At 71.2% G+C, this 16,410-nt stretch carries 18 protein-coding genes; 4 read left to right on the top strand and 14 right to left on the bottom strand.

Annotation, left to right across the window (positions count from 1 at the left end):
* Nucleotides 1–175: 175 nt before the first annotated feature.
* Together ACYQZ5_RS02010 and ACYQZ5_RS02005 are read right to left on the bottom strand one after the other, a co-directional pair.
* On the bottom strand, nt 176–1,354 hold the full coding sequence (locus tag ACYQZ5_RS02010; RefSeq protein ID WP_379818730.1) for an MFS transporter: 1,179 nt from the start codon (nt 1,352–1,354) through the stop codon (nt 176–178).
* Nucleotides 1,355–1,408: 54 nt separating this feature from the next.
* Nucleotides 1,409–1,834: a hypothetical protein gene (locus tag ACYQZ5_RS02005; RefSeq protein ID WP_379818731.1), complete on the bottom strand. Its 426-nt coding sequence runs from the start codon at nt 1,832–1,834 to the stop codon at nt 1,409–1,411.
* Nucleotides 1,835–1,921: 87 nt separating this feature from the next.
* On the opposite strand from ACYQZ5_RS02005, the gene ACYQZ5_RS02000 reads away from it, so the two are divergent.
* Nucleotides 1,922–2,656 carry a CPBP family intramembrane glutamic endopeptidase gene (locus ACYQZ5_RS02000; protein WP_379818732.1) on the top strand — a complete coding sequence of 245 codons (735 nt, stop codon included), beginning with the start codon at nt 1,922–1,924 and terminating at the stop codon, nt 2,654–2,656.
* A gap of 4 nt (nt 2,657–2,660) precedes the next feature.
* On the opposite strand, the gene ACYQZ5_RS01995 is transcribed toward ACYQZ5_RS02000, so the two are convergent.
* From ACYQZ5_RS01995 to ACYQZ5_RS01965, 7 genes are all read right to left on the bottom strand, one after another.
* Entirely contained in the window at nt 2,661–3,494 is an 834-nt protein-coding gene (locus ACYQZ5_RS01995; protein ID WP_459844964.1) for a DUF7388 family protein, read from the bottom strand.
* A gap of 126 nt (nt 3,495–3,620) precedes the next feature.
* The gene (locus ACYQZ5_RS01990; RefSeq protein ID WP_379733006.1) at nt 3,621–4,244 is read right to left on the bottom strand and encodes a hypothetical protein; all 624 of its coding nucleotides are present in this window, start codon (nt 4,242–4,244) and stop codon (nt 3,621–3,623) included.
* A gap of 271 nt (nt 4,245–4,515) precedes the next feature.
* Entirely contained in the window at nt 4,516–5,115 is a 600-nt protein-coding gene (locus ACYQZ5_RS01985; RefSeq protein WP_379732732.1) for an NUDIX hydrolase, read from the bottom strand.
* Nucleotides 5,116–5,158: 43 nt separating this feature from the next.
* Complete coding sequence (locus ACYQZ5_RS01980) at nt 5,159–5,647, bottom strand: DUF7109 family protein (protein ID WP_379732734.1); 489 nt, start codon at nt 5,645–5,647, stop codon at nt 5,159–5,161.
* Nucleotides 5,648–5,692: 45 nt separating this feature from the next.
* A complete protein-coding gene (locus tag ACYQZ5_RS01975) occupies nt 5,693–6,529 on the bottom strand; it encodes a hypothetical protein (protein WP_459844960.1) in 837 nt (278 codons plus the stop codon).
* Nucleotides 6,530–6,783: 254 nt separating this feature from the next.
* Nucleotides 6,784–8,439 (bottom strand): thermosome subunit beta, encoded by a 1,656-nt coding sequence (gene thsB, locus ACYQZ5_RS01970; protein ID WP_459844958.1) that lies wholly within the window; start codon nt 8,437–8,439, stop codon nt 6,784–6,786.
* A 368-nt stretch (nt 8,440–8,807) separates the two neighbouring features.
* Complete coding sequence (locus ACYQZ5_RS01965; protein ID WP_379732274.1) at nt 8,808–8,984, bottom strand: hypothetical protein; 177 nt, start codon at nt 8,982–8,984, stop codon at nt 8,808–8,810.
* Between the two features lie 161 nt (nt 8,985–9,145).
* Here ACYQZ5_RS01965 and ACYQZ5_RS01960 point away from each other — a divergent pair, with 161 nt between their 5' ends.
* The 3 genes from ACYQZ5_RS01960 to ACYQZ5_RS01950 all read left to right on the top strand — a co-directional run bounded on the left by ACYQZ5_RS01960 (nt 9,146) and on the right by ACYQZ5_RS01950 (nt 11,188).
* Entirely contained in the window at nt 9,146–9,457 is a 312-nt protein-coding gene (locus ACYQZ5_RS01960) for a DUF7116 family protein (protein WP_379732273.1), read from the top strand.
* Between the two features lie 77 nt (nt 9,458–9,534).
* On the top strand, nt 9,535–10,188 hold the full coding sequence (locus ACYQZ5_RS01955) for a mechanosensitive ion channel domain-containing protein (RefSeq protein WP_379732272.1): 654 nt from the start codon (nt 9,535–9,537) through the stop codon (nt 10,186–10,188).
* Nucleotides 10,189–10,243: 55 nt separating this feature from the next.
* Nucleotides 10,244–11,188 carry a metal-dependent hydrolase gene (locus tag ACYQZ5_RS01950; protein WP_459844955.1) on the top strand — a complete coding sequence of 315 codons (945 nt, stop codon included), beginning with the start codon at nt 10,244–10,246 and terminating at the stop codon, nt 11,186–11,188.
* Here the strand turns inward: ACYQZ5_RS01950 and ACYQZ5_RS01945 are convergent.
* The 5 genes from ACYQZ5_RS01945 to ACYQZ5_RS01925 form a co-directional block, all read right to left on the bottom strand.
* Nucleotides 11,185–12,369 (bottom strand): tripartite tricarboxylate transporter permease, encoded by a 1,185-nt coding sequence (locus ACYQZ5_RS01945; RefSeq protein WP_459846580.1) that lies wholly within the window; start codon nt 12,367–12,369, stop codon nt 11,185–11,187. The two genes, ACYQZ5_RS01950 and ACYQZ5_RS01945, sit on opposite strands and share 4 nt — an antisense overlap.
* A gap of 195 nt (nt 12,370–12,564) precedes the next feature.
* Nucleotides 12,565–13,527 (bottom strand): DUF4350 domain-containing protein, encoded by a 963-nt coding sequence (locus ACYQZ5_RS01940; RefSeq protein ID WP_459844953.1) that lies wholly within the window; start codon nt 13,525–13,527, stop codon nt 12,565–12,567.
* A complete protein-coding gene (locus tag ACYQZ5_RS01935) occupies nt 13,520–14,440 on the bottom strand; it encodes a S49 family peptidase (RefSeq protein WP_459844951.1) in 921 nt (306 codons plus the stop codon). The genes ACYQZ5_RS01940 and ACYQZ5_RS01935 overlap by 8 nt, the downstream gene beginning before the upstream one ends.
* 79 nt (nt 14,441–14,519) lie before the next feature.
* On the bottom strand, nt 14,520–14,939 hold the full coding sequence (locus ACYQZ5_RS01930; RefSeq protein WP_379732666.1) for a universal stress protein: 420 nt from the start codon (nt 14,937–14,939) through the stop codon (nt 14,520–14,522).
* Nucleotides 14,940–14,987: 48 nt separating this feature from the next.
* On the bottom strand, nt 14,988–16,382 hold the full coding sequence (locus ACYQZ5_RS01925) for a bifunctional metallophosphatase/5'-nucleotidase (RefSeq protein ID WP_459844948.1): 1,395 nt from the start codon (nt 16,380–16,382) through the stop codon (nt 14,988–14,990).
* Nucleotides 16,383–16,410 lie beyond the last annotated feature (28 nt).

Here is a 16,410-nt window from a genome sequence, read left to right as displayed (position 1 = left end):
TAGCGGTGGACGCCTCGCCGGCGCCGACGGTCGGCGCCGGCGGGGGGAGGGGTGGGGACTCGGTGCTGCGCCGGACCCTGTGTCCGGCGCACTGCGGTCGCAAGTGGTCAAGCATCGAGATGCTGTTGCCGTCGCGATCGCTGTCCCACCCTCGGCTGAGAAAGACGAACCCAACTTACTCCCGTCCACGAAGCACGATCACCGCACTACTCAACAGCAGACAGCCCACCAGCCCGACGAACGCCGTGTCGTAGTCGACGTACTGGCCGACGACGCCGACGTACGTCGCACCCAGCGAGCCGATGCCGATGTAGACGCTGCGCATCGCGCCCAGATCGCCGCCCATGCTGTCGCCGGGGAACGAGTCCATCAGGTACGCCTGCATCACCGGCGGGTACGCCAGCAGCCCCGCGGCGAAGGCGGCGACAGCGGCGAGCGCGACGGCCGAGGTGGAGGCGCTCACCAGCACGAGCAGCGAGCCGGCGGCGACGACCAGCACGGCCGGCGCGAGCAGCCCCCGCGGGACGCGGTCGCCCAGCCCGCCGGCCAGCGGTTTCACCGCGGCACCGACGAGAAACAGCAGCGCGAAGGAGGCGTTCGCGACGACCGGCGAGAGCTCCTTCGCCCGGAGGTACGTGGGGAGAAAGCTCGTCGCCGCCTGCCAGGTGAACGCGTACAGCGCGTAGGCGACGAGCAGCCAGCGCAGTCGCGGGACGCCCAGAATCCGCCGGAACGTGTCGCCGACCGCGAGGTCGATCGAGGCGAGTTCGTACCCCTCGTCGCTCCAGACGTGCAGCAGCAGCGCGATCAGCAGCAGCGCGACCGCGACGGGGGCGAAGGCCGCCCGCCACGTCGCCACCGCGATCACGACCGTCCCGATCCCGGCCGCCAGAATCCCGCCCACGTCGCCCGAGGCGGTGTGGAGGCCGAACGCCCGGCCCCGCTTGACGACGAACAGGTCCGACACCAGCCCCCGCGCCGGCGTGGGATAGAGGCCGACGCCGACACCGATCACGACTGCGCCGAACAGGAAGGCGAGGTATGTCGGGGCCGCCGAGAGCGTGAGGAAGCCGACGGCCGCCAGTGAGAGCCCCGCGACGAGCAGCGTCGTCCGGGAGAGCTGATCCGAGAGCCGGCCGCTCGGGTACTGAAGGATCGCGTACGTCCCCCAGACGACCGTGACCGCGAAGCCGGCGGCGCCGCTGGAGACCTGCAGGTCCCCCGCGATGTTCGTCAGCAGCGGCGAGATGCTCAGCCGGCCGGCCTGCAGCAGCGCCCAGCCCAGCGAGACGACGAGCAGCAGCCGTCCCGAGTAGCCACGGAACAGGTGCTCCTCGTCGGGCGTTCCGTTCACGGCCACACTCTCGGCCGGGGGGCACTTGAACGCGGGCGTCCCGGCCGTTCTCCCCTACTCCTCGTAGCGGTACGCCCGGGTGGACTCGCCGCGGAACCGCGGGCCCGAGCCGGCAGCCTCGAAGCCGGTCGCCTCCGCCGCGGCCCGCATCGCGTCGTCGCCCTCCCGGAGCACCAGTTCCACGGGCAGCCCCTCGGCGCGGGCGAAACGCAGCGGCTCCGTGAGCAGGCGCTCACAGGCCGCCCGGTCGCCGCCGAACTGGGTGACGAACACCGCGTCCTCGCGGGCGTCGAAGCTGACGAAGCCGCGGAGCGTCGACTCGTTGTCGGCCGCCGCGTCGTCGGCTGCCTCCCCGTCGCCGGCCTCGACCAGCACGCGGACGCTCCGCTCGTGAATCACGTTCCGGAGCACCGGCTCCGGCGCGTCGCTCAAGGCGGCCATCGCCGCCGCGTCGCGCTCGACCGCGTCGCGGACCTCCATCCGACCGCCCCTTCCGGTCGTGCAGCCTTAAACGCCGGGGGCGCGGGCGGCGTCGGATTGATTGTGCCGCCGACCGATCCCCCGGATATGACCGACGGCCCGAGTTCGCCGATCGCGCTCGTGATCGCGCTCACGCTCGCCGTCGGGGGGCTGGTCGTGAGCGGCGTCACGGGGCTGATCGGGACGTTCGGCGGCGCGCTCGTCGGCGCGGGGACGAACCCCGACGCGGCGACGCCGGTGCTGGTCGGCGTGGCGCTCGCGGCGTCGGAGGCCGGGTTCGTCGTCGTCGGCTACGCGTTCCGGCGGACCGACGACGGCCGCGATCTGGTCGTCGACTGGATCGGCAGCCCGGACGCCCGCGACGCCGCGCTGATCGTCGGCACCACGGCCGTCCTCGTCGTCTTCAACCGGCTCGCGTTCGCCGTCGGCTCGCTGCTCGGCATCGACCCAACGACCGCCGTCACCACCCCGGAGGAACTCTCCGTCGCGGTACTCGTGTTCGTGATCCCCGCGATGCTGTTCGCCGTGGGGCCGGCCGAGGAGTACCTGTTCCGCGGCGTGATCCAGGGCTACCTGCGACAGTCGTTCTCCGCCCGGGGCGCGATCGGCTGGGGTGCAGTGCTGTTCACGATTGTCCACCTGCCGAACCTCCTCGCCAACCCCGAGTCGGGCGTGGTATCGATCCCGATCTGGCTGGTGATCGGCGTCGTGCTGGGCTGGCTCTACGAGCGGACGGCGGCGCTGCTGGTGCCGGTCGCGGTTCACGGGCTGTACAACGTGGCCGTGATCTGGCTGCTGTTCGCCGAACTGGGGATCGTGTAGGGGGCTACCCGAGCAGTTCGTCCAGCCCCCGCGCGGGGTAGCCGACGACCGTGTCGACGCCCGCGCCGTGAAGCCCCTCGACGCGACCCCGGACCGTCTCCTCGTCGCCGACGATCGCGAAGTCCCTGCTCGCGGCCAGCAACACCTCGCGGGCGCGGCCGGTCGCCGCCGAGTCGGTCTCGTACTCGTCGGGCAGCGCGCGGCGGACCGGCGCGCGCCGGGAGACGTACCCGCCGACGGCGTCGAGGATGGCGTCCTCGTCGTCGCTCAACACCGTGGGCGCGTACACCGCGAGGTCGCCGTCGAAGCCGGCGGCCCGCAGCGCGCGGGCGTCGCGCTCGGTCGAGCGCGAGAGCAGATCGAACTGGGGCGCGCCGGTCGCGAGCGCGACCCGTTCGACGCCCTCGGTGCCGACCCAAGCGTCGGGGTAGCGATCGGTCGCTTCGCCGAGTCGGGGCGCGACTGCGCGCTGGCCCTCCTCCTCGGTGAGGTACGCGCCGTTGCCCGCGACGAGCACCCGACCGACCCCCTCGGGGATCGATTCCGACAGCGAGTCGTCGCCCAGCGGGTCGAGCCCGTCCGCGCGAACGGGCGTGGTGACGCGCACCTCGGCTGTTTCGGCCAGCGCCCGGAGCGTGTCGGCGTCCGGGAACGCCTCGCGGCCCTCGTAGTCGACGACGAGCGTCGACGCCGCGAGCTCGGTGGCGCGGGCGAGGTCGACCTTCGCCGGCTTGAGCGCGACCGCGTCGATGCCGACACGCGGGAACGGCCCGACGGCACTGTTCTCGGTGGTTCGCTGCGCGGTGCTGTCGGGCTGTGTGGTGTCGGGTGTAGTCATAGCTGGCGCTCGTCGGTGGTGCGGTAGCTGTACGAGAACTGCGCGGATTTAGAATCGCGGAACGCGATCCATCGCCTGTGCGGCCATGCACTCCTCCGTACCGTGGTCACGGGGATAAGGGTGTCGTCACTCCAGCAGCACCGAGAACCCCCAGTCGACCCCCTCGCCGGCGTCGAGGTTCTCGGGATCTGGGTAGCGGGTGATCGTCGTCTCGAAGCGGTGTTCGCCGACCGGGAGGCAGGCGTCGTCCTCGACGCCGGCGGCGTACAGTTCGAGGTCGGACGCGTGGCTCGCCCCGGGTTCGAGCGTGACCGTCCGGTACTCCTCGGTGGTCCCCACGTCCTCTGTCAGCCGCCAGCAGCCGGGTTCGGCGGCGTACTCCCCGTCGGCGGGCAGCAGGGCGAGGTAGCCGTCGTCGGAGTGCTGGTACTCGAACACCGCCGCACGGGCCTCGCCGATCGCGACCGTCTCCTCGCCCTCGTTCGTGATTGAGACGGCGACCCCCGGTGGGTGATCCTCGGTCGCGACTGGCTCGGTGACCGTCACCTCGACGCCGAGCGGGAGGTCGGGCCTGTCGTCGACGCTCGCGAGTGTGACCGCTGGGCCGCCCGTGCCCTCGGGTCGCGTTCCGCCCGCGGAGCCGTTGCCGCCCGGCAGGCCAGTCGTCGGCGTCTCGACTGAGGGAGCCGAGAGGCAGCCTGAGAGCGTCAGCAGCGAGGCGCCGGCGAGGAACGTCCGTCGGGTGTGCATAGTGTGGAAAGGTGCCGAGAGGGCTTGAACACTCCGTAGAGACAAACCCGGGCTTGTCTCACACGATCACGGCATCGGCTCCGTGGCCGGCGCACGGAGGCGCCGGCCGGTCGCGTGTCGTAGTTGGTCTACACACAGCCACGGCATTGGCTCCGCGGCCGGCGCACGGAGGCGCCGGCTGGTCGCTCGCCGTAGTTGGTCTACACACAGCCACGGCATCGGCTCCGCGGCCGGCGCACGGAGGCGCCGGCCGGTCGCGGGCCGTGGCTGGTTACACCGGGAACTCGGCCTCGGCGTCGACGACCCGGTCGGGTGTCTCCGGCGCGCGCCAGTCGGTCGTGAGTTCGAGCAGCTGGACCAGCATCCGACCCGTCGCGCCCCAGACGGTGTAGTCGCCGACGTGGAAGTAGTGGACGCGGACGTCGCCCACGCCGGCGCGCTCCCGACGCTCGGACTCGTAGTTCGCGGGGTCGGTCAGCGCCGAGACCGGCAGCGTCGTGATCTCGGCGACCTCGCGCTCGTCGGGTTCGTACTCGCGGTCGGGCACCTCCGCGACGAACGGGCGGATCGCGTAGCCGGAGGTGGTCGTGGTGTCGTCCAGCCGGCCGACGATCGAGGGATCGGACTCCGGGAGGCCGATCTCCTCGAACGCCTCGCGGCGGGCGGTGGCGGTCAGGTCCGGGTCGAACGGCTCGTGACCGCCGCCGGGAAACGCCATCTGGCCGGGGTGGGAGCCGAGGTGGTCGGCCCGCTTGATGAACAGCAGCGAGGGCTCGCCGTCGCGCTCGACCACCGGCGCGAGCACGCTGGCCCAGCGCTCCGCGTCGGCGATCGTGACCGGCTCGTAGCTGCCGAGCCCCGACAGTTCCATATCTCACTGTCGGCGGTAGTCGGTCAAAAACGCTTCGTCGGTTTCACTCCCCGAGCGCGAGTAGGCGCTCGCGAGTCTCCCGGAGCTCGACCGGTCCCCACGCCTCCACGTCGTAGGTCACGTCGGCCAGCGTCGCGGCACGCTCCTCGTCGCCTTCGTCGACGGCCGTCTCGGCCTCCGCGCGCAGGCGCTCGGCGGCGTGCTCGGCCGCGGTCGCGCGGTCGACCGAGCGCGCGGGCACGTCGAGGATATGTGGGAGATCTTCGCCCTCGTCGGGGAGCATCGGGAACGCGACGGGACCGACGATCAGCACCGCGTCGGCGTCGACCTCGCCCTCGACGGCGTCGGCGGGGAGTTCGACGAGGTAGTACTCCCGGATCGCCTCCGCGACGGCCGCCGAGACGGCGTCATCACGTACGTCGGCGCCGCGGCGGTAGGCGAGCTCGACCAGCGCCTGCTCCAGCTCCTCGCGGGTCAGCGCGTCGAACAGGTCGACGACCCCGGCCAGCTCGTCGTGGGTGGCCTCCTCCATACCCGGAGTGGGACGGCGGTCGGCAAAAGCGCGCGGGGTCCGTGCTCACTCGGTTTCGGTATCGGTCGAGTCGCTCTCGACAGTGACAGTCACGGTCGTCTCGCCGACGGGCGTCCGGACGCCGTAGTCGATCTCCCGGCCGGGATCGGCGTCCCGGACCTCGGCCCCGACGGTCTCGGTGCCGGACTGCCCGGGATCGAGCGGGATGTCGAACCCCCTCGGGGCGTACAGCGGGTAGGAGAAGTTCACCGCGCCGCGGAACGTCCCCGGCCCGTCGCCGACGTTCTCGGCGGTGATCGCGATGTCGAACGTCGTGTTGGGCGCGACCGTGTCGGGGGTGTCGACCGACCACTCCCACGCGGGCGGCGGCGCCGTCGCGAGGTCGGCGTCGAGTTCCCACTCCGCCGGCGCGGGGTCGCGGTCGAGTCGCAGCGTCGGCGCCGAGTCGAGTTGGGCGGGCGTCTCGAAGGCGAGCCAGCCCCGGCGATCGGGACCCTCGCGGTCAGGGGTATACGCGCTCCCGGGCACGTCGAGGTCGACGGGCATCCGGTGGGCCAGCTCCGCGGGGGCGTACTGCTCGCCGTCGGCGACCAGCGTGAACGCCGAGCGGGCGGGGACAGAGTCGGCCGGGCGGGCGTCGACGGTGACGAACACGAACTGGCCGTCGGCGGGCTGGATTCCGTTCCAGTCGACGTTCTCGATGTGGCGGTAGGCGTACTGGACGGCCGCGGCCTCGACGATCACGTCGGGGCGCGGAGCGGTCCCGGGTGCCGTGGTCGCCGTCGGGCTGTCCGTATCGGTCCCCGTGGCGGGCTCCTCGCCGATACAGCCGGCGAGTCCTGCGGCTGTGAGGGTAGCGAGATACGCGCGTCTGGAGGGCATTAGTTCGAGGTTCGGTCGGTCGGGGTAAGTGCTTTCTGCGAACCGACCTTTTGCTGCGGGCCCCAGAGGGCCCTTGCAAAAGCTCGACCAAAAGCCTGCGAGCCTCCCTCCGGTCGGCTCTTGGCCCGCTCACTCGCTCCGAGAGAGCTTCGCTCGTTCGCGGTGAGTAACCGGCCAGTAAAAACGGGAGAACGTGATCGACAGAGCGGTACGCGGGTCGGCGGGCGGGTGTGAAGTTAGCTACTCGCCGAACTTCACATCGCGCCGCCCATGCCGCCCATGCCGCCCATGCCACCGGCGCCGCCCTCGTCCTCGTCGCCCGAGGTCGAGAGGTCGCCCGCGGCGATGATGTCGTCGATTTTGAGCACGAGGTTCGCGGCCTCGGTGGCGCTGGAGACCGCCTGCTCCTTGGCGTGGGCAGGCTCGACGACGCCGGCCTCGAAGGTGTCCTCGACCTCGCCGCTGAAGACGTTCAGCCCGGCGACCTCGTCGCCGGCCTCGTGGGCGGCGCGCAGGTCGACCAGCGTGTCGATGGAGTCCAGCCCGGCGTTCTCGGCGAGCACGCGCGGGACGAGTTCGAGCGAGTCCGCGAACGCCTCGACCGCGAGCTGCTCGCGGCCGGTGACGCTGTCGGCGTACTCGCGCAGGCGGCTGGCGAGCTCGACCTCGATCGCGCCGCCGCCGGCGACCACGCGGCCGTCGGAGACGGTCGTCGCGACGACGTCCAGCGCGTCCTCGACGCCGCGCTCGAGCTCGTCGACGACGTGGTCGGTGGAGCCGCGCAGCAGGAGCGTGACGCCGTGGGAGTCGTCGCCCTCGACGTAGAACATCTCGTCGTCCTCGTCACGGCTGATCGAGCCGTGGCCGAGGTCGTCGCTGCTCAGGCCGTCGAACGTGCTCACGACGTTGCCGCCGAGCACGTTCTTCAGGAAGCCGATGTCCGAGGACTTCACGCGGCGGATCGCGAGGATGCCCTCCTTCGCGAGGTAGTGCTGGGCGAGGTCGTCGATGCCCTTCTGACAGAACACCACGTCGGCGCCGGTCTCGACGATGGCGTCGACCTTCTCGCGGAGCTCCTGCTCCTCCTGGTCGAGGAACGACTGGAGCTGGTCGGGCGAGTCGATGGAGACGTTGGTGTCCACGTCGGCCTCGTCGACCTCGATGGCCGCGTCGAGCAGCAGCGTGTCGGCGTCCGCGACCTCGCTCGGCATGTTGTCGTGGACGGGGTCCTTCGAGATGACCGCGCCGTTGAGCAGGTCGCTCTCGGAGACGCCGCGGCCCTTCTGGGTCTCGATGTTGAGGTTGGCGAGGTCGACGACGTGGCTGCCGTCCTCGGCCTCGACGGTGACGGCCTCGACGGCCTCGACGATGAGCTGGGCGAGGTGCTCCTTGTCGAGCTCCGCGCCCTTGCCGGTCATCGACGTCTCGGCGACCTTCGCGAGCAGCTCGGTGTCGCTCGGGTCGATCTCACGCGAGATGTCCTCGATCTCCTCGCGGGCCTGCTCGCTCGCGAGGTGGAACCCCTTGATCACCGCGGTGGGGTGGATGTCCTGCTCGAGCAGCTCCTCGGCGTTCTTCAGGAGCTCGCCCGCGATCGCGACGGCCGTGGTCGTCCCGTCGCCGGCCTCCTCCTCCTGGGTCTCGGCGACCTCGACGATCATCTCGGCCGTCGGGTTGTCGATGTCCATCTCCTCGAGGATGGTGACGCCGTCGTTGGTGATGGTGACGTCGCCCATCGAGTCGACGAGCATCTTGTCCATCCCTTTCGGGCCGAGCGTCGAGCGTACAGCCTCGGCGACCGCGCGGGCCGCAGAAATGTTGTACTCCTGTGCGTCCTTGTCCTTCACTCGCTGGGAGTCCTCGCCCATGATGATCATCGGCTGGCCTCCGCCTCGCTGTCGTTGACTCATGTGTATAGAGAGATTGTCCGTGGTTCTATATAAATGTGTCGTTGGTGGCGGCCAGATCGATCCCGTCGTCGAGCCAGATTGGCCGAAGAAATCGACAGCAAGCGACCGGTAGGGAGCGAATCGTGTGTTACTGTAGCATGGTATACCGAGTCGAGATTTGGCGCCTTTATGTACTCGTCGGGGTGTCCACCGGGCGGGGAGCCATGGCGAACCGCTCGCCCCCTCGACTGGACACGAGAACCGAGCCGAAGCTACTGGTCGGGGGGCAAGCGTCGAAGAGATACGGCTGACGGGACGGGTCGACGACGAAACGAGGAGAGCAGAAACCGCAAGCAGGAGAGGAGAGGGGTGGTCGGCGCGGCGGTCGGTCAGTTCTCGGGGTGATCACCCCCGTCCGGATCCACCAGGTACTCGGCGTCGGCCGCGTCGGGCTCGGGGAGCTCGTCGTCGAACTCCGTCTCCACGTCTCGGGAGGCGAGGCGGTGCTCCAACTGTCGACGCTTGTTCCGCCCTTTCCGCTCGCGACCGGTTTTCGTGTCTGGCATCGTCACCCGTGACAAAGATACACATGGTTATCAACGTTTCGGGGGTATGCGACCCGCTACAGCCGGTCGCCTCGCGAGAATCCCACCGCAGCCGGGGACGGTGTTCGTTCTGTGGTAACTTCCCACACACTTAACAGGGTGGCAGTCGAAATACGGCCCGTATGGTGCGTACGGTTCCACCGAACGAGGAAGCACGGAGCGTGTTCGAACGCCTCGGCTACGCCGTCTCCGGCGACGGACCGGAGTTCGTCGCGGAGCGGAAGTGGCGGTCCGTCCGGGTACGGACCCTCTGCGCCGAGGACGCCGCCCGGCCCGGCGCCCTCGACGCGGAGTACGGCCTCGAATGCCTCGTGACGTGGACCGACTGCGTGGACGAACTCGACGACCACCTCAGCGAACAGTCCCCCGACGGCGAGTGGGCGATCATCGGCGTCGACGACGAGGGCGAGTACGAAGTGCATCGAGCAGCCTAATCCTCGGTCGCCGGCGATCGGCCCCTACGGTGGGCTCGGCTACCAGATTTTTACGCTCGACCCCCGAGAGATAGCCTATGCTGTCGCTCCAGTTCGGGGTCGTGCAGGAGGGGATCGATCGGTTCATCGAGGGGATCGCGGGCGCGATCCCGCGCGTCCTCTCGGGGATCGTCTTCATACTGATCGCGGCGGTGCTCGCGAAAGTCGTGATGACGATCGTCAGGGTCGCGCTCCGCCGCACGCTCCCGAAGGAGTCCGACGTGTACCGACAGTTCGTCAGCACCATCGTCGCCGCGTTCCTCTGGTTCGGGATCGGGCTCTCCTTCCTCTCGATCGTCGGACTCGATCAGATCGCCGCCTCGATGGGGACCGCCGCCGGCTTCCTCGCCCTCGGCGTCTCCTACTCGCTGTCGAGCATGATCGCCGACGCCGTCGCCGGCGTCTACCTGCTGCGCGACCCGGACTTCATGCCGGGCGATCGCGTGAAAGTCGGCGAGGTGTCGGGCACCGTCACGTCGATCGAACTCCGCAAGACGCGGTTCCGCGACGAGAATGACGACACGGTGGTCCGGGGGAACGCCGAGATCGAGAAGAAGTGGACCAAGCTGAAGCAGGCAGACGACGAGGCTACCGGCGAATCGGACGGCGAGGCTACGGGCGAATTCGACGACGAGGCGGCGGCCGAATCGGACGACGAGGCTGCGGAGGAATCCGACGACGAGACGGCGTAGCCGGTGTGCCCGGCCGGGCGAGAGACTTATCACCGGCAACCGCGAAGCTCTGTTAATGTTCGTCGGCCACGCGTTACTGGCGTTCGCGCTCGTCGGGGGAGCGGCGGCGCTGCTGACCGACCGCGGGGTCGGCCTCCGCCTCGGCCTCGTCGCCGCCGCGTTCGCGGCGGTGCCCGACGTGGACATGGTGTACGCGCTGGTCGGCCTCGTCGGCGCCGAGGGCGGCGCGATGGGCACCGTCCGCTCGTTCTGGGCGGCCAGTACCGCGGTCCACCGGACGATCACCCACTCGCTGCTGGTCGCGCCCGTCGCCGCCGCGCTCGCGGCCGCGTGGCTCCACGGCCGACGCGAGCGCGCCCGCCCGTGGCTCGGTGCCGCCGCCCTGCTCGGAGCGGGGCTGACCGCCGTCGCGGCCGTCGTCAGCGGCACGCTCGGCGGCGCGGTGATGGCCGTCTTCCTCGTCGCCGCCGCGCTCGTCGCCGAGGGCGTGAGACGGTACTCCACGTTCGGTGCGCGGGCGACGTTCGCCGTCGCGCTCGTCGGCCTGTTCTCCCACCCCTTCGGCGACCTCGCGACCGGCGAGCCGCCCGCGTTCCTCTACCCGCTCTCGGCGCCGCTGGTGACCGAGCGCGTCGCGCTCTCGGCCGACCCGACGCTGCACCTGCTCGGCGCGTTCGGCGTCGAGCTCGCCGCCATCTGGGCCGGGCTGCTGGTCGCGATGTGGCTACTCGAGCGGCCGATCCGCGAGGCGATCGACTTCCGGGCGGTCGCCGGTGCGGGCTACGCGCTGGCCGCGCTGGCGATCCCCGCGCCGACGCTGGACTTCTCCTACCCGTTCGTGTTCTCGGTGCTCGCGGTCGGGATGATCGGCGCCGCCCCTCGGGTCAGGATACCGGACGTGACGGTCGAGCGCCCCGACGCCGTCGGCGCCGCGCTCACGGGACTGGCGGCGGTGACGCTCGCGGGCGCCGCCTACGCCGTCGCGTACGTCGCACTCTAGAGGCCGAGCGCCAGCGGGCCGAGCAACACCCCCATGAGGTACACCCGGCGCGCGCCGATCCGGACCGCGAACAGCCCCACCAGCGTCGCCAACGAGAACACTGCGACCCCCGCGACCCCCGCGAACAGCGTGGCGAGCGCGACGAGCAGACAGAGCACTCCAAGCGCCAGCCGTCGCTGATTCAGCCGTGACACGGCCCGGAACGCCGCGTCGCCCAGCACGCCGACGAGGACGAATCCGACCGCGGCCGCGACGACGACCACCGGCAGCAGCACCGACAGCGAGAGCGGCACCCCCGCGTCGTCGACGGCCACGAGCACGCCCGAGCGGGGCGAGCCGAGCGCGACCAGCGCGAACAGGGCGAACACCGCCGTCGAACTGTTCGCGCCGCTGGTCGCGACGACGAACCCCCGGAGGTCACTGCGGGCCGGCACGGCAGGCAGCGAAATCGTCGCTGCGACGCCCGCGGAGACGCCCGGGAGGTAGCCCACCGCCGCGCCCGAGAGCCCGCCCGCGGCCGCCGAGACGCCGAGATCCAGCGGCGGGATCGCGAGCGCGGCGTCGTCCTGTTCTGGCACACCACCGCCGTGGAGCGCGTCCAGCAGCACGGGCGCGCCGAACAGCCCGCCGAACAGCGGCGCGAGCACGCCGCCCGCGATCGGCCCCGCGAGCGAGAGGCCGAGCGTGACGGTGCCGAGCGCCGTCGCCGCCGCGAACGCGAGCAGGCCGGCCAGCCGCGCGCTGTGGGAAGGCTCCGTCGCGAGCAGCACGGCGAGCACTGCGGCGGCGACCGCGGGGAACCACGCCGTCAACAGGGGCGCCAGCCGGACCATCGCCCACGTCACCGGGAACGCCAGCAGCGTCGCAACGGCGACCGCCGCGCCGGAACCCAGCGCGGAGAGCCGTAGCGCCTCACGCCCGCGCCCGCGAAGGACCAGCCGGTGCCCCGGGAGCGCGGCCGCCGCCATCGCGCCGTCTGGCACCCCCAACGCGAGCGAGGGAACGATGTCGAGGAACGTGTGGACCACGCCGGCGGCGAGCATCGCCGCGCCGAGCGTCAGCGGATCGAGCGGGACGCTCGGCGCCGCACCCGCCAGCAGCAGCGCGAAGTTGTTGGCGTGCAGCCCCGGCACCAGCCCGGAGCAGGTGCCGAGCAGGCAGCCCGCGAAGGTCGCGAGCATCACGGGAACGAGGACGGCAGGCGCGACCCGCGGGCCGAGCGGAACGCCGGCGACGCCGGCGCTGACCGCAGCCGCGGCTCCGAGGTCGGCGAGCGTCCGGGGACCGGGCGGCGCGGGCCACATCCGAGCGGGAGTGGTCCCGTTCCCCTACTTCAACTTCGGGGGTGAACACGGCCGGGGCAGGCACTCGGCGAGTCAGGGCGCGGGCGGGCTGCTGGACCCGTCCGAACTCCCGCCGTTCGGCGCGTCCCCCGGCGACTTCTCGCCGCTGACGAGGAAGTCGAGCAGGTTCCCGACCAGCCGTTCGTTGTCCGCCCGGTAGAGGAACTCCTGCGTCGCGACGCTGGTGTCGCCGACCGCGACGACGTTCCCCGAGCGGGCGACGACGCCGTAGCTCCCCTCGCGTCGGGTCTGGGAGAGGATCGTCTCCTCGGCGGCCACTACGGTATCGCCGCCGGTCACGGGCGTCGCCTCGTAGAAGACCGCGCGGTCGACGCCCTCGGTCAGGTCGCCGTCGCTGCTGGGCGTCCCGGCGACCGCGCGGTAGTTCAGCGTCGCCTCGCCCTGCGTGTAGAGGTAGCCGTTGTCGGACGCCAGCCCGAACTGGGAGAGCATCGGCGCGAGCGGGCTGGTCACGCTGCCCTCCGTCGAGAGCGTGAGCAGGGCGGTCCCGCCGCTGGCCTTCTCGGGTTCGTCCATCACCAGCACGCGGCCGCCGGCGTCGGCGAACGCCCGCAGGCCGTCGAGTTCGTCGTCGGTGTAGCTGCTCCCGCCGCCGAGCACGACGAGCGCGTCGGCCTCGCTGAGCGAGTCGTTGAGCGGCTGCCCGCCGGCGCGGGGACCGACGTGGTAGCGCACGGTCGCGCCGTTCTCCGTCAGCGTCGTCACGATCGGCGCGAGCGCCTCGCGGTCGATGCTCGCGCTGTGGGCCGTGTCGATCACGACCTCCGTCCCGTCGGCGTCGGCGGACATGGTGAGTTCGCCCGACTGCTCGGGCACCGTCGCGACTGAGTCGGCGGCGTTGAACGACGGCGCGTCCACGTCGCCGTCGATCGGCGTCGAGCCGAAGCCGCCGGCGGTCAGGCCGCCGACGACCCCCGCGAGCGCGACGACGAAGAGGAAGAAGCCGACGCGGGCGGCCGTCCCCAGGTCAGGCATCGGCGGTCACCTCCCGTGCGGCCGTGGTGTTGGCGTCGAGGCCGTCGGGCGTGCCGTAGATCATCAGGAAGTGGATCGAGTCGACCCCGCGGTCGGTGTACGGCGCCGTCTCCCCGCTCACGCTGCCGTTGGCGCCGAGCAGGCTCGCGAGCGACGCCAGCTGTGCGGGGTTGTAGTAGTCCACCCGATAGTTCGAGAGGCCGGCCTGCTCGGCGGCGCCGGCGATCGCGCTCTCGAGGCCGCCGATCTCGTCGGCGTAGCCGGTCTGGACCGCGCGGCCGCCGTGGTACGCCGACGCCTCGGCGACGGTCCCCCGCGACACCGAGAGCCGGTCGCCGCGCTCGGTCATCACCGCGCCGACGAAGGCGCGTTTCATCGATTCGAGGGCGGCGAAGTACTGGTCGCGGGTCATCCCGCGGTGGGCCTTGTCGGCGCCCGTGGTCGACTGGGCGCTGAGTCCGTCGCTCGGCGCGGTCCCGATGACGCCGACGTGGCCGACGATGCTCGCCGGCGTCACGTAGATCTCCTCGCTCGGGATCGCCGTGTAGTACGCGCCGGAGGCGGCGTACTGGCCGACGCTCGTGACCACCGGCTTCTCGTCGGCGAGCCGTTTGACCGCGAGGTAGAGCTGCTCGCTTGCGGCCGCGCTGCCGCCGGGGCTGGATATCCGCAGCACGACCGCCTTCACCGAGCCGTCGGTGCGGAGCTGGCGGAGCCGGCTGATGGTCTCCTGTGCGGTCGTCCCGGTGATCGTCTCGTCGATGCTGACGACGGCGATCCGGTCGGGCTCGCTGCTCACGACGCCCGCGGCGAACGGCGCGGCGATCGTCGCGCCGATCACCAGCCCGACGATCGCGAGCACCGTGTACGACCGGAGGGCGGTCGCGACGTACCTGTCTATCGGGTTCTCCATGGCGGGGTTCCGGTGGACGGTGAACCGGACCCCACCAAAATCTTCCGACCGAACGTCCGTTCAACACCCGACGCGACGGCTACCGCGCCGTCTCGCCGTCCGCCGACACCGTGATGACGGTGCAGTCGAGCTGCTCCTCCAGATACCGGCCCACGTCGGGCGACTCGAACAGCCGGTTCAGCATCTTCCGCCAGCGGCCGGCCTGTTTCGAGCCGATGACCACCACGTCGGCGTTCTCGTCGGCCACCTCCTCCATGATCGTCTCCTCGACGAGAAACCCCTGCCGGACGACGTAGCGCGCCCGGTCGATCGGGCCGAGTTCGGACTCGACCTCCCGCTTGAGGTCCGCACGGCTCACCTTCCGGTTCTCCTGGTAGAGATCGACGTGGAGCACCGTCAGGTCGGCCTCGCGCTCGTCGGCGATCCGGGCTGCCTCCCGCAGCGTGGCCTTGGAGTGCTTCGAGAGCGGGTACCGAACCGGGACGACGACCAACGTCATGGGGACGACTCCGACGGGAGTGGACAAATGCGTACCCCTTCCGGGAGGCTACCGCTCGAACGTCAGCCGCCCCTCGACCTCCACGTCGAGGCCGCCGTCGCGAGCGTGATCGGCGAGCACGTCGTGCTGGATGCCGACCTCGCCCGCGCGGTGGCGCTGCTCGATCGTCGGGAACTCGTGGTCGGAGTGGAGCAGGTACTCCGCGGTCGCGACCGTGTAGCGCCGGTCGGGGTCGATCGGCTCGCCGTCGACGCGGGCCTCGAGCAGTTCGCCCGCCTTCTCGTCCCAGCGCAGGCTGGCGCCGCTGAGGTGGGCGTGCCACCAGTGGGGTTCGCCGAAGTCGAGTTCGGCGCCGTCGGCCTCGCTGAACGTCTCGAGCAGCTCTCTCCCCGTCAGTTCGACGACGACCACCGGCTCCTCGAAGGGGAGCACGCTCACCAAATCCGCGAGCGTCACCTCGCCGGCGAGCGGCGGCCCCTCCCGGATCCCGCCGCCGTTCTGAAGGCCCACGTCGGCGTCGGCCGCAGCGCGGTAGGCGTCGGCGACGAAGTTGCCGATCCGGGACTCGCCGCCGAAGGTGGTCTCGTCGGTGCGTTCCAGCGGCTCCGCGACCGTCGCGACCGTCTCGGTGAGGCCGGCAGCCTCCCGCCGGCGTTCGAGTGCGTCGGTCAGTTCCTCGTGGACGGGGCCGTTACTGGGGTTGACCACGCGCGCGCTCGCGGCGACGCCGCCGTCGCCACGGGCCGCTTCAGCTCCGTCGTCGCCGAGTTCGACCTCGACGAACTCGTGGCCGTTCACGCCCGGCCGCGTACAGAGCGTCCCGTCGACGTGCTCGGTGCGGACGCTGTGGACGTGGCCGCCGAGGATCGCGTCCACGTCGACCCGCCGGGCGAGTTCGTCGTCGCCGCCGCCGAGATGTGAGAGCGCGACGACGTAGTCGACGCCCTCCTCGCGGAGTTCCGCGACAGCCCGTTCAGCGGCCTCGTAGGGGTCGGTGAAGGTGAGCGGCGCCGCCTGTGGGTTGATCGAGTCGGTCGCCGGGTCGGTCAGGCCGAAGAAGCCGACGCGCTCGCCGTCGGCCTCGGCGACCGTCCACGGGACGACACCCTCGTCGGCGCCGAAGCGCTCGCCGTTCTCGTCGCGTGCGTTGGCGCTGACCCAGGTGAACGGGCTGTCGGCGACGAACTCGCGGGTCGCGTCGGGACCGTAGTCGAAGTCGTGGTTGCCGAACGTGTCGGCGACGGTGTCGACCGCGTCGGCGAAGTCGAGCACCTGCCGCCCGCTGGCCGCGAGCGACACCACGCCGGGGGCAGTGTTGTCGCCGGTGCCGACGACGAGGGCGTCGTCGCCGTCGAGTTCGCGGATCCGGCCGGCGAAGCGGCCCGCCCGCTCGGCGTCGTCGAAGAGGTTCTCGATATCGGAGTAGTGAAGCAGACGAACCATCGAGTAGTCGGGAACAGTCGGCCGGGAA

Source organism: Halolamina salina (assembly GCF_054653455.1).
This window is presented reverse-complemented; position numbering and strand designations above follow the sequence as displayed.